19 protein-coding genes and 3 pseudogenes are annotated in these 24,759 nt (G+C 41.7%); 3 read left to right on the top strand and 19 right to left on the bottom strand.

Translation table 11 applies throughout. The features are described 5' to 3' along the window. Window positions 1-149: 149 nt before the first annotated feature. From ACAM22_RS03040 to typA, 5 genes are all read right to left on the bottom strand, one after another. Window positions 150-1,349 carry a cell division protein FtsQ/DivIB gene (locus ACAM22_RS03040; protein WP_261052058.1) on the bottom strand — a complete coding sequence of 400 codons (1,200 nt, stop codon included), beginning with the start codon at window positions 1,347-1,349 and terminating at the stop codon, window positions 150-152. A 9-nt stretch (window positions 1,350-1,358) separates the two neighbouring features. Then, the gene (locus ACAM22_RS03035; protein ID WP_261052056.1) at window positions 1,359-2,417 is read right to left on the bottom strand and encodes a UDP-N-acetylglucosamine--N-acetylmuramyl-(pentapeptide) pyrophosphoryl-undecaprenol N-acetylglucosamine transferase; all 1,059 of its coding nucleotides are present in this window, start codon (window positions 2,415-2,417) and stop codon (window positions 1,359-1,361) included. A 1-nt stretch (window position 2,418) separates the two neighbouring features. Beyond that, complete coding sequence (gene murD, locus ACAM22_RS03030) at window positions 2,419-3,771, bottom strand: UDP-N-acetylmuramoyl-L-alanine--D-glutamate ligase (RefSeq protein ID WP_261052054.1); 1,353 nt, start codon at window positions 3,769-3,771, stop codon at window positions 2,419-2,421. A gap of 114 nt (window positions 3,772-3,885) precedes the next feature. Continuing rightward, window positions 3,886-4,140: a DUF3165 family protein gene (locus ACAM22_RS03025; protein ID WP_000262672.1), complete on the bottom strand. Its 255-nt coding sequence runs from the start codon at window positions 4,138-4,140 to the stop codon at window positions 3,886-3,888. Window positions 4,141-4,159: 19 nt separating this feature from the next. Next, window positions 4,160-6,001 (bottom strand): translational GTPase TypA, encoded by a 1,842-nt coding sequence (gene typA / locus ACAM22_RS03020; RefSeq protein WP_000164111.1) that lies wholly within the window; start codon window positions 5,999-6,001, stop codon window positions 4,160-4,162. Window positions 6,002-6,162: 161 nt separating this feature from the next. Between typA and ACAM22_RS03015 the strand changes: the two genes are divergently transcribed. Next, on the top strand, window positions 6,163-6,888 hold the full coding sequence (locus ACAM22_RS03015; protein WP_261052049.1) for a pseudouridine synthase: 726 nt from the start codon (window positions 6,163-6,165) through the stop codon (window positions 6,886-6,888). 33 nt (window positions 6,889-6,921) lie between these two features. Here the strand turns inward: ACAM22_RS03015 and ACAM22_RS03010 are convergent, their stop codons facing one another. Together ACAM22_RS03010 and ACAM22_RS03005 are read right to left on the bottom strand one after the other, a co-directional pair. Beyond that, window positions 6,922-7,305, bottom strand: coding sequence for a rhodanese-like domain-containing protein (locus tag ACAM22_RS03010; protein WP_000259257.1), 384 nt, complete (start codon window positions 7,303-7,305; stop codon window positions 6,922-6,924). Then, window positions 7,305-7,574, bottom strand: coding sequence for a YqgQ family protein (locus ACAM22_RS03005; RefSeq protein WP_181897307.1), 270 nt, complete (start codon window positions 7,572-7,574; stop codon window positions 7,305-7,307). The genes ACAM22_RS03010 and ACAM22_RS03005 overlap by 1 nt, the downstream gene beginning before the upstream one ends. Window positions 7,575-7,636: 62 nt before the next feature. Here ACAM22_RS03005 and ACAM22_RS03000 point away from each other — a divergent pair, with 62 nt between their 5' ends. Then, the gene (locus ACAM22_RS03000) at window positions 7,637-8,545 is read left to right on the top strand and encodes a LysR family transcriptional regulator (protein WP_049501939.1); all 909 of its coding nucleotides are present in this window, start codon (window positions 7,637-7,639) and stop codon (window positions 8,543-8,545) included. Window positions 8,546-8,598: 53 nt separating this feature from the next. Here the strand turns inward: ACAM22_RS03000 and ACAM22_RS02995 are convergent, their stop codons facing one another. Genes ACAM22_RS02995 through miaA form a run of 5 tightly spaced genes read right to left on the bottom strand, consistent with a single transcriptional unit; the run spans window position 8,599 to window position 13,050 of the window. Further along, a complete protein-coding gene (locus tag ACAM22_RS02995) occupies window positions 8,599-9,354 on the bottom strand; it encodes an SDR family oxidoreductase (protein ID WP_261052047.1) in 756 nt (251 codons plus the stop codon). A gap of 20 nt (window positions 9,355-9,374) precedes the next feature. Continuing rightward, on the bottom strand, window positions 9,375-10,304 hold the full coding sequence (gene rnz / locus ACAM22_RS02990) for a ribonuclease Z (protein WP_369606939.1): 930 nt from the start codon (window positions 10,302-10,304) through the stop codon (window positions 9,375-9,377). Between the two features lie 14 nt (window positions 10,305-10,318). Beyond that, entirely contained in the window at window positions 10,319-10,942 is a 624-nt protein-coding gene (locus ACAM22_RS02985; protein ID WP_261052046.1) for a cystathionine beta-lyase, read from the bottom strand. Continuing rightward, a complete protein-coding gene (hflX, locus tag ACAM22_RS02980) occupies window positions 10,935-12,173 on the bottom strand; it encodes a GTPase HflX (RefSeq protein ID WP_261052045.1) in 1,239 nt (412 codons plus the stop codon). The genes ACAM22_RS02985 and hflX overlap by 8 nt, the downstream gene beginning before the upstream one ends. Next, window positions 12,166-13,050 (bottom strand): tRNA (adenosine(37)-N6)-dimethylallyltransferase MiaA, encoded by an 885-nt coding sequence (gene miaA / locus ACAM22_RS02975; RefSeq protein ID WP_261052043.1) that lies wholly within the window; start codon window positions 13,048-13,050, stop codon window positions 12,166-12,168. Before miaA ends, hflX begins: the two co-directional genes overlap by 8 nt. 120 nt (window positions 13,051-13,170) lie before the next feature. On the opposite strand from miaA, the gene ACAM22_RS02970 reads away from it, so the two are divergent. After that, window positions 13,171-13,341, top strand: a complete 171-nt coding sequence (locus ACAM22_RS02970; RefSeq protein ID WP_001051777.1) for a DUF3042 family protein — start codon at window positions 13,171-13,173, stop codon at window positions 13,339-13,341. 51 nt (window positions 13,342-13,392) lie between these two features. Here the strand turns inward: ACAM22_RS02970 and ACAM22_RS02965 are convergent, their stop codons facing one another. The 7 genes and pseudogenes from ACAM22_RS02965 to ACAM22_RS02935 all read right to left on the bottom strand — a co-directional run bounded on the left by ACAM22_RS02965 (window position 13,393) and on the right by ACAM22_RS02935 (window position 24,757). After that, window positions 13,393-14,232 carry a thymidylate synthase gene (locus tag ACAM22_RS02965; RefSeq protein ID WP_101781345.1) on the bottom strand — a complete coding sequence of 280 codons (840 nt, stop codon included), beginning with the start codon at window positions 14,230-14,232 and terminating at the stop codon, window positions 13,393-13,395. Window positions 14,233-14,329: 97 nt separating this feature from the next. Beyond that, on the bottom strand, window positions 14,330-15,289 hold the full coding sequence (locus ACAM22_RS02960) for an ROK family glucokinase (RefSeq protein WP_265471671.1): 960 nt from the start codon (window positions 15,287-15,289) through the stop codon (window positions 14,330-14,332). Between the two features lie 104 nt (window positions 15,290-15,393). Continuing rightward, window positions 15,394-15,948: pseudogene (ldcB, locus tag ACAM22_RS02955) on the bottom strand (LD-carboxypeptidase LdcB/DacB); the annotation flags it as partial. A gap of 3 nt (window positions 15,949-15,951) precedes the next feature. Further along, window positions 15,952-16,761, bottom strand: a pseudogene (locus tag ACAM22_RS02950) (excalibur calcium-binding domain-containing protein); the annotation flags it as partial. A 58-nt stretch (window positions 16,762-16,819) separates the two neighbouring features. After that, a pseudogene (locus ACAM22_RS02945) lies at window positions 16,820-16,918 on the bottom strand (alpha/beta hydrolase); the annotation flags it as partial. Further along, window positions 16,919-18,640 (bottom strand): aminodeoxychorismate synthase component I, encoded by a 1,722-nt coding sequence (pabB, locus tag ACAM22_RS02940; RefSeq protein ID WP_261052037.1) that lies wholly within the window; start codon window positions 18,638-18,640, stop codon window positions 16,919-16,921. A gap of 60 nt (window positions 18,641-18,700) precedes the next feature. Continuing rightward, complete coding sequence (locus ACAM22_RS02935) at window positions 18,701-24,757, bottom strand: ZmpA/ZmpB/ZmpC family metallo-endopeptidase (protein WP_369606938.1); 6,057 nt, start codon at window positions 24,755-24,757, stop codon at window positions 18,701-18,703. Window positions 24,758-24,759 lie beyond the last annotated feature (2 nt).

Here is a 24,759-nt window from a genome sequence, read left to right as displayed (position 1 = left end):
ACGAAAAATGGGTAGTCTTCACCCTTTCACCGTCTAACCTTAGCTGCCTCTCTGGACTGCTTTAAAGGTTTTCTATTATTCTATTATTTCTACTAGCACTTGTCAAGTAAAAACTTGGCAACTAAAGAGCTATAGAAGAAAAGCTAAACCTAGCGACGCGATGAGCGCTGGGTCGTTTGATTTCGATTGCTCTGTTCCTCTTGTTTTTTCTGTTCTTCTTCTAAACGTTTACGTTCTTCTTCCTGCTTTTTCTCAGCTTCTTCGGCCTCTTTTTTAGCTTTTTCTTCTGCTTCCATAATTAATTTATCCGCTACAGTGTAGCTGTAAATTCCAGCTTCCATGTCAATCACACTCGGTTCTGACAATTGAGGCTTAATCTTACTGTAATAAGGCAGTTTCTTACTCATTTCAGATAGAGGAACCAAGACTTCGTCCGAATCATTCATAGTCAATCGAATTAAATCGGAAGTCACCTTGCTTGGGGCTAGTTCCACTTTTTGGATATCCGCCTTGAGTTCTGGGCTAATTTGAGCAAGTTCTGAGACAAAAACCTTGATTTGTTCACTATCATTAAAGAGAACTGATAAATAAGTTTCTGGTAGACTGACCAAGCTCACAGAACTGGTCTCAAGCTGACCGCTGGAAAGAATAGGATAATGATTTTCACCAGAAACATAGTAGGCAACAATATCGTATTCCTTGACCTTGATAGTGAACTTAGTTGGAAATTGATAAACAAGCTGAGCTGATTCCACCCAATAATTAGACTTGATCCGCTCTTCATATTTTGCCTTGTCTAGCAGAAGGTTAATCGTATAATCCGAATCCTGAATGCCTGAAGCCTGTCGAATATCATCATCCGTAGTTTGCACCGTTCCCTCAACACGAATATCCTTCATAGTCGCATAAGGACTGAGTAGGTAGGCAGAGACAATCAATAAAAGCAGACTTGGAAATAAAATCGTTAAGGCCCGTAAGATATGGAGGCCAGGAATCTTTGCTTTGGCTGCTTTTTCTTTTGTAGCCTTTTTATCCTGTTCCTCGCCCTCTTTAGACCCTGATTCTTCTATCTCTTCTTCCTCTTTGTCACCCTCTGAGGATTCTACTTTTTCTTCAGACTCTTCCTTAGCTGATTCTTCATCTTCCTGGTCTGTTTCACTCTCCTGATCCTCTGACTTCTCAGATTCTTCTCCCATTCGAGCTTGTCTTTCCTTTTCCTTCTCCTCAGCTAGGGCCGCCTCTTCTTCAGCCTTCTTTTTTAGATATTCTTGGTTTCGTTTCTGCCATTCTGATAACTCTTTCAATTCTTCGAGGATTTCTTTGCCCTCATTTTTCTTATCTTTTGACATTTACTTTCCTTATGATAAATCTTTTTTCAACAATTGATAAAAATCTGCTAGAGATTTCAATTCCTTAGAAGCCTTCATATTAGTTTTGTATTCTTCCTTGTGGCTTAGTAAATGAGAAATCTTCTCTTCCAAATTATCCAAGGTCAAATCGCTTTCTTGAAGCTCTTCTGCATAGCCTTTTTTTACAAAGTAAGCCGCATTTTCAATCTGGTCACCACGACTAGCTTCACGACCAAGTGGCACAATGACATGTAATTTTGCCATGGCCAAGAGCTCAAAAATCGTATTGGCACCACCACGTGTCACAACAATATCAGCCAATTCCATCAAAGGTTGATAGAGATTGGTCACATAGTCAACACGAAAAAGATTTTGGCTCAACTCGTTCAGGCTAGAATCTCCAGTTAGATTGATAATATTGTAGCGCTCTGTCAGCTCTTTCTTATGGTCTGTCACCAATTGGTTAAAAACACGAGCTCCTGCAGAACCACCGACAAACAATACAGTTGGCAATTTTGGATTAAAGTGGGTTTGAATATCCACCAATTCATCTGGTTCCGGAGTGTTTTGGTCTGAAACCTTTGTCACTGCTCCCACATGCTCGACCTTAGACAAACTTGAAGATTGCTCAAAGGTTGAATACATCTTCGTCGCAAACTTATAGGCGATTTTATTGGCCAAGCCCATAGACAGGTCAGATTCGTGAATAAAGACTGGCACTCCCGACACACGCGCAGCGATAACAGGCGGTACTGAGACAAAGCCACCCTTTGAAAAAAGAGCCTGTGGACGAAGTCGCAACATGATAAAGAGCGATTGGACAATTCCCCAACCAACTTTGAAGACGTCCAACATATTTTGCCAAGAGAAATAGCGACGCAATTTCCCAGTCGCAATAGAATGGAAGGTGACATCTAGACCTGACTTAAGGATTTCTTGGTGTTCGATACCACGTTTATCTCCGATATAGTGGACTTCCCAACCATCTTCGATGAATTTGGGCATTAACAAAAGGTTGAGGGTCACGTGTCCAACCGTCCCCCCACCTGTAAAGACAATTTTTTTCATATTATTCCTTTAACTCCGCTACTGTGTCGATAAAGAGGTCGCCACGTACTTCAAAGTTAGCATACATATCCCAGCTGGCATTGGCAGGACTGAGAAGGACTACATCTCCTTGAGTCGTAAGCTCGTAGGCCTTGCGGGTCGCATCTGCAATATCAGTCGCATCCACATAAGACACACCAGCCTTGTCTGCTGCCCGTTTGACACGTTCTGCAGATTGACCCAGGATGACCATCTTCTTGAGTCCAGTAATGTCTGGCACCAATTCGTCAAACTCATTACCACGGTCCAAACCACCTGCAATCAAAATGACCTTGCTGTTGTCAAATCCTGACAAGGCTTTTTGAGTAGCCAAGATATTGGTTGACTTGCTATCATTATAGAATTTGACACCCTTGATTTCATCCACAAATTGGAGACGGTGTTTGACACCACCAAAGGCTGAGAGAGTTTCCTTGATGGTTTGGTTATCCACACCACGAAGCTTGGCTACAGCAATCGTCGCAAGGGCATTTTCTACATTGTGGCTACCTGGAACTCCGATTTCATTCGCTGCCATGACCACTTCCCCACGGAAGTAGAGTTGACCATCTTCCAGATAAGCTCCATCAACCTTTTCCTGTGTTGAAAATGGTACAACAGTAGCTTGTGTTTTGCTAGCCAATTCTTTTGCCAAGTCTTGGTTAAAGTTCAAGACAAGGAAATCAGACGCTGTCATCTTGTTCTGGATATTCCACTTGGCTGCTACATATTCCTCAAATGATCCATGATAATCGATATGAGTTGGCATGAGGTTGGTAATAACCGCAATCTCAGGATGGAATTCTTGAACGCCCATGAGTTGGAAAGAAGAAAGTTCCATGACAAGCGTGTCCTTGTCTGACGCAGTTTGGGCCACTTGACTAGCTGGATAGCCGATATTTCCTGATAAAAGACCATGTTGCCCAGCAGCAGTCAAAACGTCCCCAATCATCGTCGTTGTGGTTGTTTTACCATTTGAACCAGTAATACCAACAATCGGTGCTTCTGAAATCAAGTAAGCCAATTCCACCTCAGTTAAGACTGGAATACCCTTTGCCAAAGCCTTTTCAATCATGGGATTGCTGTAGGGGATACCTGGATTTTTCACCATAAGGGCGAACTCTTCATCCAAGAGTTCCAAAGGATGGCCACCTGTGATAACCTTGATCCCTTCTTCCAGCAAACTTTGGGCAGCTGGATTGTCCTCGAATGGTTTCCCGTCATTTACTGTCACAATGGCACCTAGTTTGTCCAACAAACGAGCTGCAGATTCACCAGACTTGGCCAAACCTAAAACAAGGACTTTCTTATTTTTAAATTGTTCTATTACTTTCATGTCTCAAACTCCATTTCTACTCCTACTATTTTACCATTTTTATGGAAATAATTCTAAATGAAAATGCTCAGATTCAGCATTCTAACAAGCAAAAAGAGAGCCAAAACTCTCTTTTTATCTTCTTTTGTTTTTACTGACCGACATGAGGGTAATATCTCGTAAGCTAAAGTATGCTAGGAAGAGCATAGCGATTGCGATAAAGAATTCTGTCGGTAGCTGAAAGATTTGCAGAACAGACAGCATGAGTAAAATCAAGAGTGCTACAAAAGCAAAGACGACAAGGACAATATTGACTGTCCCTTTAATGCTTTCTGGTGTCGCAAATACATAGAGTAGTAATAAGAGGAGTCCTATGATTAAATAAACCATCTTTATCTCTTTCTAGCTCTTATTCAGCTGATTTTTTCTTCTTGTTAGCTTTCTCACGCTCTGCCTTGTTAAGGATTTGTTTACGCAAACGGATAGACTCAGGAGTTACTTCCATGTACTCATCGTCGTTCAAGAACTCAAGAGACTCTTCAAGTGTCAAGATACGAGGTGTCTTGATAACAGCTGTTTGGTCCTTAGTAGCTGAACGAACGTTGGTCATTTGTTTCGCCTTAGTGATGTTAACTGTCAAATCGTTTTCACGAGAGTTTTCACCGATGATCATTCCTTCGTAAACCTCAGTACCTGGGTTGACAAAGATTGTACCACGTTCTTCGATAGACATGATTGAGTAAGTTGTAGCCTTACCAGCATCGATAGAAACAAGGGCACCGCGGTGACGACCACCAATTTCCCCTGGAATCAATGGCAGGTATTGGTCGAAGGTATGGTTCATGATACCGTAACCACGAGTCATTGACAAGAATTCAGTTGAGTATCCGATCAAACCACGCGCTGGAACAAGGAAGACCAAACGAGTTTGACCATTACCAGTTGAAATCATATCCAACATTTCACCCTTACGTTCAGAAAGGCTTTGGATAACAGACCCTTGGTATTCTTCTGGAGTGTCGATTTGAACACGTTCAAATGGTTCGCATTTCACACCATCGATTTCTTTTACGATAACCTCTGGACGAGATACTTGAAGTTCATATCCCTCACGACGCATTGTTTCGATAAGGATTGACAAGTGCAATTCTCCACGTCCTGAAACAGTCCATTTATCTGGTGAATCAGTTGGGTCAACACGAAGGGAAACGTCTGTTTGCAATTCTGCCTGCAAGCGTTCTTCCACCTTACGAGAAGTTACCCATTTACCTTCTTTACCAGCAAATGGTGAGTTGTTGACCAAGAAAGTCATTTGAAGAGTTGGTTCATCGATGTGTAGGATTGGAAGAGCTTCTACTGCATCTGTCGGAGTAATGGTTTCACCGACAAAGATATCTTCCATACCTGAAACGGCAATCAAGTCACCTGCTTTTGCTTCTTGGATTTCACGACGTTCCAAACCAAAGAAACCGAAGAGTTTTGTAACACGGAAGTTTTTAGTTGTGCCGTCAAGTTTAGAAAGGGTAACTTGATCCCCAACCTTAACAGTACCACGGAAGACACGACCGATACCGATACGTCCAACGAAGTCGTTGTAGTCCAAAAGTGATACTTGGAACTGTAAAGGCTCATCTGAGTTATCTACTGGAGCTGGGATGTGGTCAATAATCGTGTCAAAGATTGGTGCCATAGTCGCTTCTTGGTCAGCTGGGTCATCTGACAATGAAGAAGTTCCGTTGATTGCTGAAGCATACACCACTGGGAAGTCAAGCTGGTCGTCATCTGCACCAAGCTCGATGAAAAGTTCCAAGACTTCGTCCACTACTTCTGCTGGACGAGCTGATGGTTTATCGATTTTGTTAACAACAACGATTGGGACAAGGTCTTGTTCCAAAGCTTTTTTCAATACGAAACGAGTCTGTGGCATTGTTCCTTCGTAGGCATCTACGACCAAAACAACACCGTCAACCATTTTCATGATACGCTCAACTTCTCCACCAAAGTCCGCGTGTCCTGGTGTGTCCATGATGTTGATACGAGTTCCGTTGTAGGCAACGGCTGTATTTTTAGCAAGGATGGTAATTCCACGCTCTTTTTCGATATCGTTTGAGTCCATAGCACGCTCTGCCAATTCAGTACGTGCATCAAGCGTTTCTGATTGTTTCAATAATTCGTCAACGAGGGTTGTTTTACCGTGGTCAACGTGGGCGATAATCGCAATGTTACGGATATCTTCTCTTAATTTTGTCATGATTTCCTCTATAATATTCAAAATTTATTTTCTAACTGAGCAATTATACCATATTTTCAAGTAAATAACATAACTCAAGCAAGTGTAAATGTTTTCACTCTGCTTTTCTTTTCACGTCAAGCCTTTTCAAAGCAAGCGACTTATGATAAGATAAGCACAGTATGCGTTTAGATAATTTATTAGCTCAAGAAAAAATCAGCCGAAAGGCCATGAAACAAGCCTTACTCAAAGGGGACATTCTCGTCGATGGTCGCCCAGCCCACTCCCTAGCTCAAAATATCGATACAGGTCTACAGGAGCTCCTCTTTCGGGGCCAAATCATTCAAGGCTATGAGCACACCTATCTTATGCTTCATAAACCTGCTGGTGTCGTTACAGCCAACAAAGACAAGAAACTTCCAACCGTCATGGACCTCCTTCCGCCTGACATCCAGTCTGACAAGCTCTATGCTATCGGCCGACTGGACCGAGATACGACAGGACTCCTCCTCTTGACCGACAACGGACCTTTGGGCTTTCAGCTCCTCCATCCCCAATATCATGTCGATAAAACCTACCAAGTTGAGGTTAATGGACTTCTGACACCTGACCATATCCAAGCCTTTCAAAAAGGAATTGTCTTTTTAGATGGCACTATCTGTAAACCTGCAAGACTAGAGATTCTATCTGCAAGTCCTTCCCTCAGTCAAGCCTCCATCACCATTTCAGAAGGAAAATTTCATCAGGTCAAGAAAATGTTCCTATCAGTTGGTGTCAAGGTGACATCCCTCAAACGCACCCATTTTGGACCTTGGAGCTTGGATGAGAATCTTCAAGCAGGAGACTATCGTCCCCTAAACTCAGAAGAATTGGCAAGCATTCGTGACTTTCTCAGAAAAAGTGGTTAAAAAATGAGATCGGAAACATCCAAGCTCGTTTTCTTATTTCTCAACTTTAACTTTCCCTTTCCAAGAATCCAAACCATAAGAAAGGATATAAATCTCAGAAAAACCTTGTTTTTTCAAGTAAAGGGCCGCATTTGTCACACGTTGCGCACGTTGATTTTCGTAAAGAAGGACAGGTTTATCTTTACGAAGGGCTGCAAGACTAGTCTTCAACTGACTTGAAGGAATATTGCGAGCACCAAGGATATGTTTTCTGTGGAATTCTGCTGGATCGCGCAAATCAATCAATTGACCCGTACGAATCAAGGCTTCAAACTCCTCATTGTCTACAATTTTAGCCGCACGGCGAATACGAAGATAGTTAAAGCCCATCCACGCCAACATTGCTAGTATAAGTGCCCACAAAATCCAAGTAACCATTAGTTCTTTTCTCCATTTTTCTCAATATAATCCAATTCTACCTTGTGCTCCCTGCGAAGAACCGCTTCTGCTTCTAGATAGTCTAGTTTATCCATCAACCCTGCATCGTAAATTCGAGAGAGTTCCAACTTCATCAGTTCAATATCATATAAGCGTTTTCCCATGTAAACAATAATACCAAATCGTTTGAGGAATTGCTGCACATCATAGAATGTTTTCATAAGACTCATTCTAGCAAATTTTTGTGTTTTTTTCAAGAAGAGACCCACACACTCCCCTGATTTCCCTATCTTCCTTGGCGATTCTGACGCAAGTGTGGTACAATAAAAACATGAGAATTCAACAATTACACTATATTATCAAAATCGTCGAAACTGGCTCCATGAATGAGGCAGCCAAGCAACTCTTTATCACTCAACCGAGTCTTTCCAATGCTGTGAGAGATTTGGAAAATGAAATGGGCATTGAAATCTTTATCCGCAATCCCAAGGGTATCACCTTGACCCGTGATGGCATGGAGTTTCTCTCCTATGCCCGTCAAGTTGTCGAGCAAACCCAGCTTCTGGAAGAACGCTATAAAAATCCTGTCGCCCACCGCGAACTCTTTAGCGTTTCCTCCCAGCACTATGCCTTTGTGGTCAATGCCTTTGTTTCTCTACTCAAGAAAAGTGATATGGAGAAATACGAGCTCTTCCTTCGTGAAACTCGTACTTGGGAGATTATTGACGACGTCAAGAACTTCCGTAGTGAGGTCGGTGTCCTATTTTTTAACAGCTACAACCGTGATGTTTTAACCAAAATGCTGGATGACAACCACCTGCTGGCTCACCATCTCTTCACAGCCCAGCCCCATATCTTTGTCAGCAAGACCAATCCTCTGGCAAAAAAAGACAAGGTGAAACTATCTGATTTAGAAAACTTCCCTTATCTCAGCTATGACCAAGGGACGCACAACTCCTTCTACTTCTCAGAGGAGATCCTTTCCCAAGAACACCACAAGAAATCCATCGTTGTCAGCGACCGTGCTACCCTCTTTAATCTCTTGATTGGTTTGGATGGTTATACCATTGCGACAGGGATTTTGAACAGCAACCTCAACGGAGACAATATCGTTTCCATCCCATTGGATATTGATGACCCCATTGAGCTGGTCTATATCCAGCATGAGAAAACCAGCCTATCTAAGATGGGCGAACGCTTTATCGACTATCTCCTAGAAGAAGTCCAGTTTGATAGTTGAGAAATGATAAGAACCAATATGTAGGCTAGCAACAACCTTCATATTGGTTCTTTTTACTTATAATTAAAAGTTTCCCCTGCCAGCTTATCAGCTAGCTTGGGAAAGAGGGTATAAAATTTATGGGCTAGATTCAACAACATCGGGAGATTGAGTTCCCGTTTGTTTTTTCCTATAATCTTGACAATCTTTTTAGCCACTGCATCTGCTTCCAACAGGAAGCGTTCAACAGATTTGAGATAGGTTCCATCTGGGTCGGCCTGGTCGAAAAATCCTGTACGGATTGGACCTGGATTGACTGTTGTCACATAGACTCCATAGGGCATAAGTTCGAGGCGTAAGGCATTTGAAAAACCAATGGCCGCAAACTTGGTCGCTGAGTAGAGACTGGACTTGCCAGTAGCAATCAAACCTGCCATGCTAACGATATTGATGATATGGCCTTTTCGACTTTCCTTCATTCGAGCCGCAAGGCGACGAGACAGATTCATCAAAGCAAAGGTATTGACCTCGAACATCTGATGAATATCTTGGTCGGAAATCTGGTCAAATTCCTCCAGAATCCCGTAACCAGCATTATTAATCAAAACATCAATCTTGCCATAGCGGACATAGAGGTCTGCTACCAGAGTTTCTAGAGCTAAGTCATCGGTAATATCGATTTCAATCAATTCTGCTTGTGGGTGGTTTCCATAGAGTTGAGCTAATTTTTCCTTATTTCTACCAAGCAAGATGAGTTGGTCATTGGGCAGGAGTTTGACCATTTCTTGGGCTAGACCACCGCTAGCTCCGGTAATGAGAATAGTAGGCATACTGTTCCTTTCTCAGTCTTTTAGATTTCTACTTCTTCCAAGTCTTTGACGACATGGACATTTTCAAAAACACTAGCCGCATCTTTCTTGAGCTTGCTGATATCTTTTGAGAGGAAACGAGCACTGATGTGGTTGAGTAAGAGGCGTTTGGCACCTGCTTCTACCGCTACTTGTGCAGCTTGCATGTTAGTTGAGTGACCATGATTTCGAGCAATCTTTTCATCACCCTTGCCATAAGTCGATTCATGGACCAGGACATCTGCATTAACAGCTAGACGCACACTGGCATTGGTTTTTCGGGTATCACCCAGAATGGTGATAATCTTACCAGGACGTGGCGCTGAGATATAGTCAGCTGCCTTGATTTCAGTACCGTCTTCGAGAACAACGTCCTGACCGTTTTTAATTTTTCCAAAAAGTGGACCAAATGGGACACCTGCCGCCTTGAGTTTTTCAGCATCCAGCGTTCCTTCCAAGTCCTTTTGAATGATACGATAGCCAACACAGAAAATAGTGTGGTCCAATTCCTCTGCATAGACAGTGAATTTATCGGTTTCAAGGATTTTCCCAAGGGAATCTTGGTCAAACTCATGGAAATGAATGCGATAGGGCAAACGAGAACCTGACACACGAAGACTGGTTAAGACAAAGGACTTGATTCCTTGAGGTCCATAGATTTCCAAATCTGTCTGCTCTTCATTGGCCTGAAAGGCACGACTAGAAAGGAAACCTGGCAAACCAAAGATGTGGTCTCCATGTAGGTGGGTGATAAAGATTTTGCTGACCTTCCGTGGTCGAATTGTGGTTTCCAGAATACGATTTTGCGTACCTTCTCCACAGTCAAAGAGCCAAACTTCGTTAATCTCGTCCAAGAGTTTCAGGGCGAGACTTGAAACGTTGCGGGCTTTAGAGGGCTGACCTGCCCCCGTTCCTAAAAATTGAATATCCATTCGATACTTTCTAATTAATCAATATATAACATGGCTGTGCGGTTTTCCGATCGGAAATAGCGCTTGCCAGAAAAAGCAGTGGCTTCTTGCAGTAAATCCTCTTGGCTGTAGCCTTTGAGACGCTTACGACCATCAGCCAAGCTTTCCAAATCAGTCAAAGCTGTGAGATTCTCCACGTTCACAATTTCCTCGTCCTCGACAGCCTTCATGTAAATCGTGCCAGACTCCTCAAAGACCAGTTGATGGGGGAAAATTTGTGCAATCTCAAAGAGCAAGTCTTCTGAAATAACCTCTTCATTTTCAGAGAAAATCCGACCCAGACCCTCACTCTCATAACAAAAACCAAAGGATTTGCCAGACAGATTAAGCCGAATAAAAGGCTTGTTTTCTAGGGTGAAACTAGGTTCAGCATTGTAAAGATTCAATTCCTGACTGAGTTCTGCAAAATAATCGGTCGCAGCTTGAGGACTCTTTTTCTGGTAGAGTTCTGCAAAGTAAGCATTGACAACGCTAGGCGGAGGGGTGATAAGAGCCAACTGCTCCTGCTCTGTTTTATCCGCTAGAAGCTGATCCAGATAGACCTTGTCTAGACTTGTATAGCCCCCATATTTTAGAGCCAATATTTTGATATCAGTCATAAAATTCTTCTAACCTCCATTTGTTTTTCTCGGAAATGTAACCTCTAATCACTTCGCTGTCTTCCTGATAATCGCGTTCTTCCAGAATCGCAACACTTTCTAAATCATGAAGCTTGTAGGACTTAGAAAAAGGCACGCGCAGGGTAAAGGATTCAAAAATATCCTTGATTTTCTCTAGAAATAGAGCCTGCAAGTTCTCACGACTGTCCTCAGACTTAGCAGAAATCAGAGCATAAGGTGTTTGGGTCGGCGTAAAATCCTCCACCAAATCTGCTTTATTATACAGGGTCAGGCGAGGAATGTCCTCCATGTTCAAATCTTTCATGATGGACAGAACTGTTTTTTCATGCTCTTCGTGGTAAGGGTTGCTGGCATCGATAACATGAACCAGAAGGTCTACATGTTTGCTTTCTTCCAAGGTTGACTTGAAACTGGATACCAACTCTGTCGGCAAATCCTGGATAAAGCCCACGGTATCTGTCAAGGTCACTTGGAGATTGCCCCCTAGATGGATATTCTTAGTCGTCGCATCCAGAGTCGCAAAGAGCTCGTCTGCCTCATACTGGGTCTTACTGGTCAAGGTGTTCATGATGGTTGACTTCCCAGCATTGGTATAACCGATCAAACCAATCTTAAAGGTGCTCGACTCCAAACGTTTTTCTCTGACTGTCGCCCGATTTTTCTCAACCACCTTGAGCTGACGCTCGATATCCGTGATTTGATTGCGAACACTACGACGGTTCAATTCCAGCTGGCTTTCACCAGGACCACGGGAACCAATTCCCCCTGCCTGACGACTGAGCATAATCCCCTGACCAACCAAGCGAGGCAAGAGATATTTTAGTTGTGCTAGATGGACTTGGAGCTTCCCTTCATGGCTTCGAGCCCGCATGGCAAAGATATCCAGAATCAACTGCATACGGTCAATGACCTTAACACCCAGAACTTCTTCTAGATTGACATTTTGCCTTGGGGTCAGACGGTTGTTGACGATGACAGTGGTGATTTCTTCTGCATCCACCATGAGCGCAATTTCTTCTAACTTACCAGAGCCGACGAAGGTCTTGGAATCATATTTTTCACGTTTTTGTCTGTAGCTATCTACAACGACTGCCCCAGCAGTCTTAGCTAGACTGGCCAATTCTTCTATGGAGAGGTCAAAATTGTCCATACCCTGTAATTCCACACCGATGAGCAGGACGCGTTCCTCTTTTTTCTCCGTTTCAATCATCTAAAAACTCCTCTATCTGGCTTAAAATGCGGTCTTGTACACCAGATTCTCCAATCTGATAAAAGGTGACCTGCATGCGATTACGGAACCAGGTCAACTGACGCTTGGCAAAACGACGAGTCGCCTGTTTGAGACTCTCACTAGCTTCCTCCAAGGATTGCTCTCCACGAAAATAGGGAAAGAGTTCCTTGTAACCAATGCCTTTAGCAGCTTGAACATCTGGATAATGTTCAAACAGCCACTTAGCTTCATCCAAAAGCCCAGCCTCAAACATCAGATCCACGCGGCGGTTAATACGCTCGTAAAGTTGACTACGTTCATCATCCAAGCAGATAATCAGTGGTTCATACAAGGTCTCTTGATTTTCCAAATCCTGACCAAAATGGGCAATTTCCAAGGCACGCATAGCACGACGACGATTAAACTGAGGAATTTCAAGGCCTGCTTGCGCCACAAGATGAGCTAATTCCTCATCTGTATAAGGCTCCAAGCTAGCCCTATAGGCCAAAATTTCCTCATGGGGAGTCTCCCCACCTAGGTGGTAGCCTTCAAGCAAGCTCTGGATATACAGTCCAGTCCCACCAGCGATAATGGCTAGCTTGCCACGACTGTGAATATCCTCAATAGCCATCTTAGCTTCTGAAACAAAATCAAAAGCCGAGTAAGACTCGGTTACCTCTCTAACATCGATTAAATGATGGGGAACAGCTGCCTGCTCTTCTGGACTAGCCTTAGCCGTCCCAATATCTAGACCTCGGTAAACCTGCTGACTATCGCCACTAACAACTTCACCATTAAAACGCTTTGCAACCTCAATGGCAAGGGCTGTCTTTCCAACTGCAGTCGGTCCAACGATTACAATTATTTTTGTTTTCATCTTTTTTCCTTGAAAAATTCCCATTTTTTCGTTACTATTATTATAACACAAAAAGGTCAGTCAGAAAAATGTGACCTCTTGAGGAGGCTGGCTGATTGAGAATATAAAGGAGGAAGACTCATGGCTAAAGGATTCGCTAAAGGTCTTGTAACAGGTGTCGCAGGAACTGTCGCTGCACTTGCAGGTGCAGTATACGCATTTAAAAAGAAAGTGATTGAACCAGAGGAGCAAAAAGCAGCTTTCATCGAAGAAAACCGTAAAAAAGCAGCTCGTCGCCGCGTATCACGTTAGGAAATAAAAGAAGTTGGGATTCATTATCTCAACTTCTTTTTTTCTATTCTTTTAAATAGCTAAATCAAACTTCAACTGTGGTTTGACAGGGTCATAATCCACCAACTCAAAATCTTCTGCTTTGATATCAAAGAAATTAGTTCCATCAGGAACATTCAAAACCAAACGAGGTTGGCAGTTTGACGGCTCACGACGGAGCAATTCCTGAGCTTGTTCAAATTGATTGTCATAGATATGGAGGTTGTTGATAAAGTAGAAGAACTTTCCAACCTTCCAGCCGAAATGCTTGGCAATCATCATTTGAAGAGCTACGTACTGCATAGCATTGATGTGGTGGGCTACTAGCATGTCATTCGAACGCTGAGTCAAAGTCGCATCCAGATAGATCTCCCCATCTACACGACGGACATCAAACATGGTCTGAAAGGCGCATGGGAGCAGCCCTTCTGTTTCTTCGAAAGCTTGGTAATCCCAGAGCGAAATAATATTGCGGCGGTTCCAAGGGTTGGCTTCCAACTGTTTAAGAAGCTTATTGATAATGTCGTGTTTCTTAACGACCGCCCCGTAACGCTCACCAATAGTTCCCGTATCTCCCACTTCCCAGTCATTCCAGTAGTGGACATTGTACTTGTCATTGAGCACGTCTAAGCTATTGGACTGGTCTTGGTAAATCCAAAGGACTTCCTTGATGGCTGATTTGATGGCAATGGGACGCAAGGTTGTGATGGGGAATTCCCCTTTTGCCAAGTCATACTCTGCAAAGGCACCCGTTACATACTTGGAGTTGGCAACTGTCCCATCCTTGTACTTGGGACGAGCCTGCTCAGAAAAGACACCGTCTTTGAGGATTCGTTCAATATTTTCTTTAAAAATCGTATCTGCTTTTGTCATTCTCTCTCACCTCATTTATTGTCCTAACTAGTATAGCATAAAAAAAGAAAGGAGGAAAATCACTCGCTTCTGGAAAGCAATTTTCTCCTTTTTTATTTTATTGCAATACAAGTGATGCTGCTCCGATAACTCCAGCGTCATTTCCTAGAGTTGCAAGAGCTAGTTTAGTAGATGTGCGTACTTGTGGGAAAGTATTTTCATCGTAGACTTTTTGAACACCTTGTAGAAGGAATTCTCCTGCAGCCGACACACCACCACCGATGACGATTGTTGATGGGTTTAGGATTGAACCGATGTTAGCACAAGCGATTCCCAAGTAACGTGAGAAGTTACGGTAAACAATCAAAGCAAGGTCGTCTCCTTCTTTTGCAAGGTCAAAGACAGTCTTAGCAGTTACTTCTTCTCCGTTATCAATCAAGCGTTTCAAGGCTGCATCGCCTTCGTATTCATCGGCATAGCGACGAGTCAAGTTGACAATCCCTGTTGCTGAAGCCACTGTCTCAAGGCAGCCTTTCTTACCGCAAGTACATGCGATTGGTTGGTCAAAGTCAACAGTGATGTGGCCAAGCTCACCTGCTGCACCAGCAACACCATGAAGCAATTTGCCTTCTGCGACGATACCGCCACCAACACCAGTACCAAGTGTCATAAAGACAACGTCTGGTTGGTTATCACCAGCACCCATCCAACGTTCACCAAGAGCTGCCACGTTGGCATCATTATCGATGAAGAATGGAATGCCCAAGGCTTTTTCAATTTTTTCTTTAATCGGTTGAAGGGTTTTCCAGTTCAAGTTGTAGGCACCGATAACAGTCCCTTTTTCACGGTCAACCACACCTGGTGATCCCATTCCAATACCTTGGAAGTCCGCTGCTATCAATCCAAGCAAGTCCAAACGGTGTTGAATAGACTCAATCATATCATCAACGATATGACTTCCCTCATCCAAAATATTAGTCTTGATAGACCATTTTTCTTGGATTTCTCCTGCTGTTGTCAAGATTGCAAATTTGATAGAAGTTCCACCAAGGTCAATCCCAATAATCTTTTGACTCATCATATTCTCCTTTTTCATTATGAATTAATTGAAAATGCTTACAGATATAGTATAACAAAATTCAGTCATTTATGCAAAGGTTTGCATTCAGCTAATATAGATTTTTAATCTAGATAGTCTCCACCATCAAAGCCATAGTATTCCTCTAGTGTCAAACCACTTGCAGCAATGTCTTTAGCTTCTTTCCCAATATAGCGCAAATGCCATTCCTCATGCATATAACCAGTTATACTTTCCTTACCACGAGGATATCGAACAACAAAACCATAGTCTGGCGCATGTTCTAATAACCATTGAGCAGCACTTGAATCTTCAACCAATTGACCATCTGTGCCAATCACATCAAAAGCAAGTCCTGTCTGATGTTCACTATATCCAGGACGGGCGGAATAACGATCCGCAGCAGCCTGTCCCTCTTGGTTCACATAACTTTGATACAATTGTGCTTGAGTTGCATAACTTCTAAATCCACTATAATTATCGCTAATAGCGTAGCCTTCTTCCTTCATCTGTGCAATCAGTTTTAAAAAGGCTGCTTTTGCAGTAGCATTTTCACCTGGATAGTAATCTTTAGACATAGGATAGTGTTTATTAGCAACTATGATTTCATCATACTTCCCTTGAAGGCTATAATAAGAACCTTTATTGGTTACTTTTGAATTGTCTTTCCACAAACCAGTGGTATCTACATAATAACGTCCACCATCAACCCATTCATTGACAGCCATTTTGCCATCTGATTTCAAATAGTAATTTCCTTGCCATGCATTGCGAGCGTATGAACCATCTGATTTCAAGTAATACCAGGCTTGGTAAGAAGAGTCATAAACCCACTCACCTTGTGCCATTTTACCGTTTGATTTAAGGTAGTAAGCTCCTTGCCATACATTTTTTGCATAAGAACCATCTGATTTCAAATAATACCAAGCTTGATAGGAAGAGTCATAAACCCATTCACCTTTGGCCATCTTACCATCTGATTTCAAATAGTAATTTCCTTGCCATGCATTGCGAGCGTATGAACCATCTGATTTCAAGTAATACCAAGCTTGATAGGTAGCATCATAAACCCATTCGCTCTGGGCCATTTTACCGTCTGCTTTCAGGTAATAGCTTCCCTGCCAAGCATTTTTCACTGGATTTCCATTTCCATCAAAGTAGTACCAAGCACCGTCCTGCTTAACCCAACCACTTGTTGTTGATGAACTTGTATCAGTTTGAGTTGTAGTCTCTTGTTTTGCTTTAAAGGCGCCCTTAGGGGCATTTTTCAATTCGCAAGCCACACCATCATGGTCGCTATCTAACTTGGCAGAATAACCAGGATCCCCCTCATGAAGATCTGAATAGCCATTAGCCCAAGCTTCCTTACAGCTAGAAAAATGGATGTTTTCTTCTGCTAAAACAGATTGTGAAAACAAAGCTAAAACTGACAACGTCGTCAAACTCATTTTAAAAAATAGACGTTTGTTCATTACTTTCTCCTATAGGAATGTTATCGATTTCATGTTTATTTTATCAGATTTATTTCTTCAATTCAAGAGACTTTATGAGCTCATCTTTCAAATAATTCCGAACTTCTTTCCAAGACTCTGCTGACTGTCCTAAGCCGTGTAAAAATATCAGTTTCATCTAGTTTTCCTGTAATATTAACTCATACAAGCCTCTCACTGCATTACAGCCGTATATAGCTTCTGCTTGGTCTATGTCTGCCAAGGTCAAGACTTTCTCTTCTGCCTGTCCTGTTTCCAGCAAATGCTGACGGTAAATTCCTGGCAAGATTCCAAGTCGGATAGGCGGTGTGTAAAGTTTCTCATCGATTTTCAGAACCAAATTTCCGATAGAGAGTTCAAGCAATTCTCCTCTTGTATTATGGTAAATTTTCTCTTGTTCTCCTAATCTCAAATGCGGTCGGTGAGTCGTTTTGAAATAGGTAAATGCTTGTTGCAAATCCGCTTCCTGAAGACAGAGTTGGGACTGACAAAAGCTTGTACTGAGGGATGTTAATACTTGACGATTGACTTCTATCTCTCCAGACTTGCTAAGGCTAATTCGCAAGCGGAAGTCTTGATTAATGTCACAAGCCTGACACTCTTCCTTTATCTTTTGTTTCAAGTCTTCTGCATCAAAAGGATAAGCAAAATAGCGACTAGCTGTACTCAGCCTTTCTAGATGTTGTTCTTCAAACAGCAGATTCTTCTGGCTGATTTTCCCAGTCGTAATCAGTTTGAAACGAGCTTGTTTACGATAGAGAACAGCCGCCTTTTGATGAACTTCACGGTATTCAGACTCCCAGGTGCTATCCCATGTAATTCCTCCGCCAACTCCATAGATGGCTTTCCCTTGATACAGTTGAATAGTCCGAATAGCAACATTAAAAATTCGTCTCCCATTTGGAAGTAAAAGACCAATCGTTCCACAGTAGACTCCGCGCGGTTGTGGCTCCAAGTCCTTGATAATCTCCATAGTCGCAATTTTCGGAGCGCCCGTTATGGATCCGCAAGGAAAGAGTGAGCGAAAGATTTCAACAAGGTCAACATCCTCTCGCAACTGACTCTTGATGGTCGAAGTCATCTGCCAAACCGTTGAATATTGTTCTACTTGGCAGAGACGCTTCACATGCTCGCTCCCCACCTCAGAAATACGGTTCATATCATTGCGCAAGAGATCCACAATCATCATGTTTTCAGAGCGATTTTTGGGGTCCTGTTCCAACCAACTGGCCTGCTCCAAGTCTTCTTGGTCAGTCATGCCACGCTGAGTCGTTCCCTTCATTGGTCGCGTTGTCAACTCGCGCTTATTTTGCTCAAAAAAGAGCTCTGGACTCATGGAAATCACTGCCATCTCATCGTGTTCCACATAGGCATTATAGCCCGCCTCCTGCTCTACCACCATACGATTGTAGATGGCAAAAGGATTGGCACTTAAGTCTTGCTTGAGTTGAACGGTGTAGTTGACCTGATAGGTGTCTCCTTGCCGCAAATGATGGTGAATCTGGGCAATCGCCTTTTCATAATCCTCTGCAGACGTTACTTCCTGCCAGTTTGAAGGCAAATCAACCTCATCATAAGTCAGAGGAATAGGGGAGGTCTCCACCTTATCGTGAACAGTAAAGTAAAGCAAATACTCGTCCAGTAAAGGTGCCTTGTGAACTGCTAATTTCTCCTCAAAAGCAGGTGCAGCCTCGTAGCTGACATAGCCCACCACATAATAACCTTGCTCTTGGTATCTTTCCACTTGTGCCAGCAAATCTGCCACTTCTGCTATATTTCTCGTTTTAAACTCTTTAATCGGCTGTGTAAAGGTGTATCTCTCCCCCAAAGCCTTAAAATCAATCACTGTTTTTCTATGCATATCTTAAGTATAGCACAAAATAAGAAAACCCTCATCCGCAAAGCAGATGAGAGATTTCAATTATTTAAAGATTGAAGTTTTAAAGCTGTTTGTTTGTTGAAGAAGTTTTTTGAAGATTTTTTCTTTCAGTGCAACAGTGTTGTCAAATTTAACTGAACCATTATTAAGAGTTGCCTTATCTTTATCAACTGCTTCAGCAAATGCTTGTTTTAATTCATCGTAACTATTATAAGTTGTTCCATCGATTTCAACAGCATTAAATCCTGCTTTAGCCTTATCAACAACTTCTTTGAAGTATGCTTTCTTCCACTCTTCTAGAGTATTAAATTTACCATCAGAAACCTTCTTAATGATAAAGTCATCACCTAGAGTAGCATGACCTGCTTGTTTAGACTCATTTTTCAGCATGTTAGAAGCATAATTTAGGAAGCCTTTTTCATATCCAAAGTACCCCCACATACGGAAGGTGTTATGTTTGAATGACATTGCTCCAGGAGCACCTTCACTCGTGTTACCACCATAGATACCAGCAGTGATAGGCACCGTTACATAAGCAGAACCGAATCCAGTTGGGTCATACTGACCATTACCAGGACCGTGTTTAGTCATGAAGTTTTTCTCTACTAAGTCGTTAACAGATGTTAAATTATATTCTTTTTCTTCTGCATTTAAATCTCTAACGTTGTCGTATTGGTTCTTCGTATTAGCTCCACGAAGTTGCTTATCTACTTTCTTGAACCAAGCGTTGTTTAGTTCTTTACTACCTTTATCAATTACAGCTTCACCTTCAAGGTAATCAAGAAGCATGAGCGTATCATTGAATCCTTTCATGTAGTGATCGATTTCAGCGCGAGATGCAAGATCGTTTGGATTAGTATTATACCATTGGTTTCCATCATTTGGACGTTCGTAAGCCATGTTTAATCCAAGTGCTTTAAAGTCACCGTTTGGACTTGTTTCAGCAGGTGATTGCAACATACCTTGTGCAAATGCTTCTAGGTCAGTACCTTCACGGTGTCTTGAACCACCTAGGTAAACCATACGGTCATTTACGTGAGTCGTTTCGTGAGTGAAGGCTGAGATACCAAAGTCACTAATCATATCAGTAACCATGAAGAAGACTGAATCATCCTTATAAGGATTACCGTAGATACGAGCTACAGCTCCCATACGCCAGTCAGTAGCATGGTAACGACCTGTTGGTCCGTACAATTCACGGATAGGCGCTACATCCTTACCGCTATTCGTATGTCCGTATTTATCTGTGCTGATTCCTTTATAGTTTTGGTTATCTAACACAGGAGTTGGAACCATGTTATTGCTCTTAAGCAGTTGGTTACGAACTTTATCTAATGATAGACGAGACCAGAAGTCTAGGTAATTTTGTTGACCTTTAGCGACTTTATTGATTTCAGCTTTGAATGCTTCGCGTTCTTCGGCAGTATTCTTACCGTATTTTTCAAATGAACTGTAAGCCATAGTGTTATATGTTGAGATTAAGAACATATGTGCATCTTTTAAATTCAGAAGTGGCAGAATCATTTTACCGTGAACATCATTATTCAATCCTTCATAGGCTCTGTGTTTCTTATCAGCAAACTCAGGAGTTGTTGTTTTAGGTTCAACGATATATACATTATCTTTAGTTGCTTTTATAAACCAATCGTTTAAGTCTGTATCACTTGTGAAGAGACGCATATTATAGTCTAAGAAACTATTTAACTCGCCTATACCAATAACTCCACCGATCGTTTCGCGATAAGCTTCTAAAGTTCTATCACCTTTAATGTTACTTTCTTTAGAACCAACCTTAATCAAGAAGTCTAACACATTAACATTCTTACCGTAGAAATCAGGTTTGAATAGCATTAATTCTTTAATGTTAAAGTCATCGAATTTAACGCCGTAGTAACGATTTAGGTAAGATAATCCAAGAAGAACGGCAGCCTTATTGTCATCAATTTTCTTAATCAAGGCACGTTTTGCAGCTTCATCAGTGTTAAGCTGGTGATCTTCATTTTCTACTAACTTCGTAACAAATTGAGTAAGATTATCTTTAACGTACTTGAAGCTTTCTTCTAAGTACAAGTCCTTAATTGCATTGACTTTGTTGCCACCAGTTCTGCCCAAGTGTTGGTAAATCGGATCAGATTGCAATTCAACCGGACTTAACTTACTTTCAATAGCGCTGATTAAATCTGCACGATCTTTAACAACCATGTTTGGTGTGTAAACAACTTCACCAAGCTCAGCGACACTATATTCTTTCACTTGTTGAACTTTAGATTCTTTCGGTGAAATTGTAAAGATATCTTTTGTCTTATCTGCGTAGTGAACCAAAATATGGTCAGCATCTGTAAGGTCTGTGACAAAGTTATTGCCTTTCATCGCCGTAACAGACAAGACTTCTTTAGTCATTAATGGACTATCAGCAGCTAATTTATTACCTTGATTTACAATCCATTCTTTATTGTAGAACGGTTGAAGTTTTTCGATGTTACGGTAAGCAAGCTCACGAGATGCATCGTAATCATCGATATTTTTGTATTGATTAGCTTTACTTACAATATTGTTCAGTTTGTCTTCAACAGGAAGTGTGCTTTCGAATTTATCAGCAGTGATTCCCATTTTAGCGATTAATTCATCAGCTTTTTCTTTAGTTATGCTAGGAATTTTTTTAGAATTATTATAAGTTGTTTTACCTTCACTTACACCCTCAACACTGAAGTTGCGCTTCGTTCTAGAGTATGTAAAGTAATCATCAGCATCAATATCAGAGTGACCAAAGACCATTTCACCAGTCTTAACTTTCATCATAGTGATGTTGTCTTCTATAGCACCTAGTGCCCAGTTAGTTCCTAGCAATCCACCAGACATAACTGCTTCTTTGAGTTCAATAGAGCCTTTTGCTACAGAGTTTCGAAGAGTACCTTCTTTACCTAAAGTATTGTTGTTACCACCGTTTTGAGATGAATATACAATTCCGGCAGCTTTAGCTTTGTTACCTGTGATTTCAGCATCAACATAAGCTTTTTCTACAATACCCTTCCAGTTTTCACCGACGATACCTGTTAAATAACCACCTCGATTTCCAGCAGCGTGTACTTTACCGATAAATGCAACATTACTTAATTTTCCACTACCATCAATTTTATTGATAACACCAGATACATCATTATTACCAACAACGTTACCTGTTACTTTAATATTCTCTACAGTGGCATTATTTTTGATAACATTCGCTAGTGGTGCAATCCTATCAGTCCCTGACATGTCGATATTTACATTTTCAAGTAGTAAATCTTTTACCGTACCACCGACAATATCACCGAATAAAGGTCTGTTCATATTGCTAATGGTAAATTTATTACCGTCAGTGCTTGTTAATGTTCCTTTGAAAGCATTAGTAACATAAGATTTTCCTGCTGGTTTAACGTTAGCAGCATTGATATTGCTACCAAGCTTAAATGTGCCAGTCGGGTCTTTTTGCATAGCTTTTACAAGGTCGTCAAAGCTATAATATACATCACCTTCGTGTGTTTTTTGTTTTTCAAAGTAATGAACATACTCTTCGCTAAGTGTGTTATCAGCATTACGTTGAACTAAGTCTGGTGCTTTGGCAGTAACTTTATATAAAGTTTTTCCGTCTTTTTCTACTTCTTCAATCTTGTCAACAGCAAGTCGTGTAACCTTGTTGTCGTGAGTGGTCACTCGTAGGTAAAGTGGGGCAACATCAGCTGGTTTTTCTGTAAGCAAACTAGTATCTGTTTCATTACCGTCAGCGTCCACACTCATCAAGCTTGTTTCTTTAATGTTTTTGATTTCAACTTTTTTGAGGTCAAGTCTTAGAGGTTCTTCATTCAGAACTACTTCCTCATCGCCTTCACCACGGTCATAAACCATCTTAGTTTCAATCTTATAATCTTTGTAGTATTGCAAATCTGTCAGGCTAGCTGTTAAGTTGTCAGGTGAAACATTCAAGGTTTTGACAATCTCATTACCTTTTTTCAGAGTTAAGGTGATAGATTTAATGGCTGCCTTACTTGGATTTTCTAGACTGTATTTAACATCTGAAGTACGTTTCAAATCCTTAGGTTCAACTGCAGTGAGGGTCAATACTGGTTTTTCAAAGGTCTTAGTACCACGTTTCAAAATTCGGTCTTGAGGGGCCTCAATGACTTCTTCCGTTACTTTTGGTGCATCCTCAGTCTTAACTCCTTTGATAGTATTAAAGGTCTTAGTGATTTTTTTCTGACCTTCTTTACCTTCTTGAGCTACAACTTCTAAACCGTTTTTCAGTTGAGCATCTTCTTCAATCTTTTCTTCGAATGGAATCTTTTCAAGGCTTTCCTCTACAAGAGTTCCTTCAATTGGTTTTGTACCACGGCTTACCTGTTGGTTTACAGGCTCCTTGGTAACTTCTGTGCTAGTTGAAAGAACTTGGTCAGTTTTGACACCTTCTACCGTTTTATAGGTTGTTTTTGTAACTTGACTTCCTTTTTCACCATTTCGTAGGACAGTTTCTTCGTCTGTATACTTAGTTGGATCCTCAGTCGTTTCAGTTTTGTAGTCTAAATCTGTAGTAAATGTTTCAACAAGGGTTCCCTCAGTTACTTTGTACTCAGGTAATTGATCTTGAACAAGTGCTTGACCTTCCTTGCCTGCCTCTTGGGTTCCTTTAGACTCTACTTTAGCTTCTGGTAGTTCCGGTTGTGTTAGTGCTTGACCTTCCTTACCTGCCTCTTGAGTTCCTTTAGACTCTACGGTAGCTTCTGGCAATTCTGGCTGTGTTAGTGCTTGACCTTCTTTGCCTGCCTCTTGGGTTCCTTTAGACTCTACTGGAGCTTCTGGTAGTTCCGGTTGCGTTAAAGCTTGACCTTCCTTACCTGCCTCTTGAGTTCCTTTAGACTCTACTGGAGCTTCTGGTAATTCCGGTTGCGTTAGGGCTTGACCTTCCTTACCTGCCTCTTGAGTTCCTTTAGACTCTACCATAGCTTCTGGCAATTCTGGCTGTGTTAGGGCTTGACCTTCTTTGCCTGCCTCTTGGGTTCCTTTAGCTACTTGGTGGCTTGGTTCAGTTTGTGGTACTGGAGTTGGGGCAGGTTGCACCTCTTTCTTCGTTCCGACTGCAATGACTTGCGACACAGGATTTTGAACCACTTGGTCTTCAATGACTTCTCTAACTTCTTGACCATTGACCATCGATACTTTAGTTACAAGACGACGCTGACCCTTTACTCCGGCTGTGACGATACGAGTCTTTCCTTCTGCTAGATTCGTATCTGGGTTTGTGACCGTTTCAAAAGGAATCTCCACCAAGTTCTCTTCTTGTCTTGTCTGAGGCTTCTCAGAAACTGGTTTTTCTTCAACAGCAGGAGCAACTGGATTTTGTACTAGAGGTTTCTCGACAACAGTTTCAGGAGTGACAGCAGGTCTTTCTTGAACGACTTCTGTTTTCTCGATTTCATTTGCATTTTGCTTTTCTACTGGTAACTGAGACTTCTCAGCTGAAGCTGGTCTTGATGGATGGAGTTCTGCTTCCTTGAAGTATCCGATGTACTCATAGCCATCAATATGAATAATCCCTTCAGCTAAACCTTCATGTGTAGTGGCCGAAATAGTTTGGTTATAAGAAAGCAATTCTTTATTTTCAAATGCAAATGTCCCGTAAGGCACAAAGGTGCTAGCTCCTAAAGAACCAATCAGAAGAACACCTAGAACCTCTTTGCGACCTTTTTTGGACACCAAAAAGACTGCTAATGAGGCCGTTGCCAAACCAAGACCTGCCAAGGCTAGTTCCTTACTTCCTGTGTATGGAAGTTGTTGACTGTTAGTTGCCTTCTTACGATAAACTACATATAGAATATCATCATCTTGAAATTCTGTAGGAACCTCATGATGAATCAGGGCTTTTTCAGACTCGGTCAATTCCTGCTCCGCCAAATAACGGTAATGAACACTATGAGCACTGCCAACTTCATTGGCTTGAACCTTATCTACTGAAAGGGCACTGGCTCCAAAAAGGAAGGCTCCGATGGCTACAGGACCTACCCCAACAGTTAGCTTACGAATTGAATATTTTGTGATTTTTTCTAGTTGTTGTTTTGTTTTTCTCATTC

The sequence above is a fragment of the Streptococcus sp. SN-1 genome (genome assembly GCF_041154385.1).
In the GTDB taxonomy this organism is placed as follows: domain Bacteria; phylum Bacillota; class Bacilli; order Lactobacillales; family Streptococcaceae; genus Streptococcus; species Streptococcus mitis_CT.
This window is presented reverse-complemented; position numbering and strand designations above follow the sequence as displayed.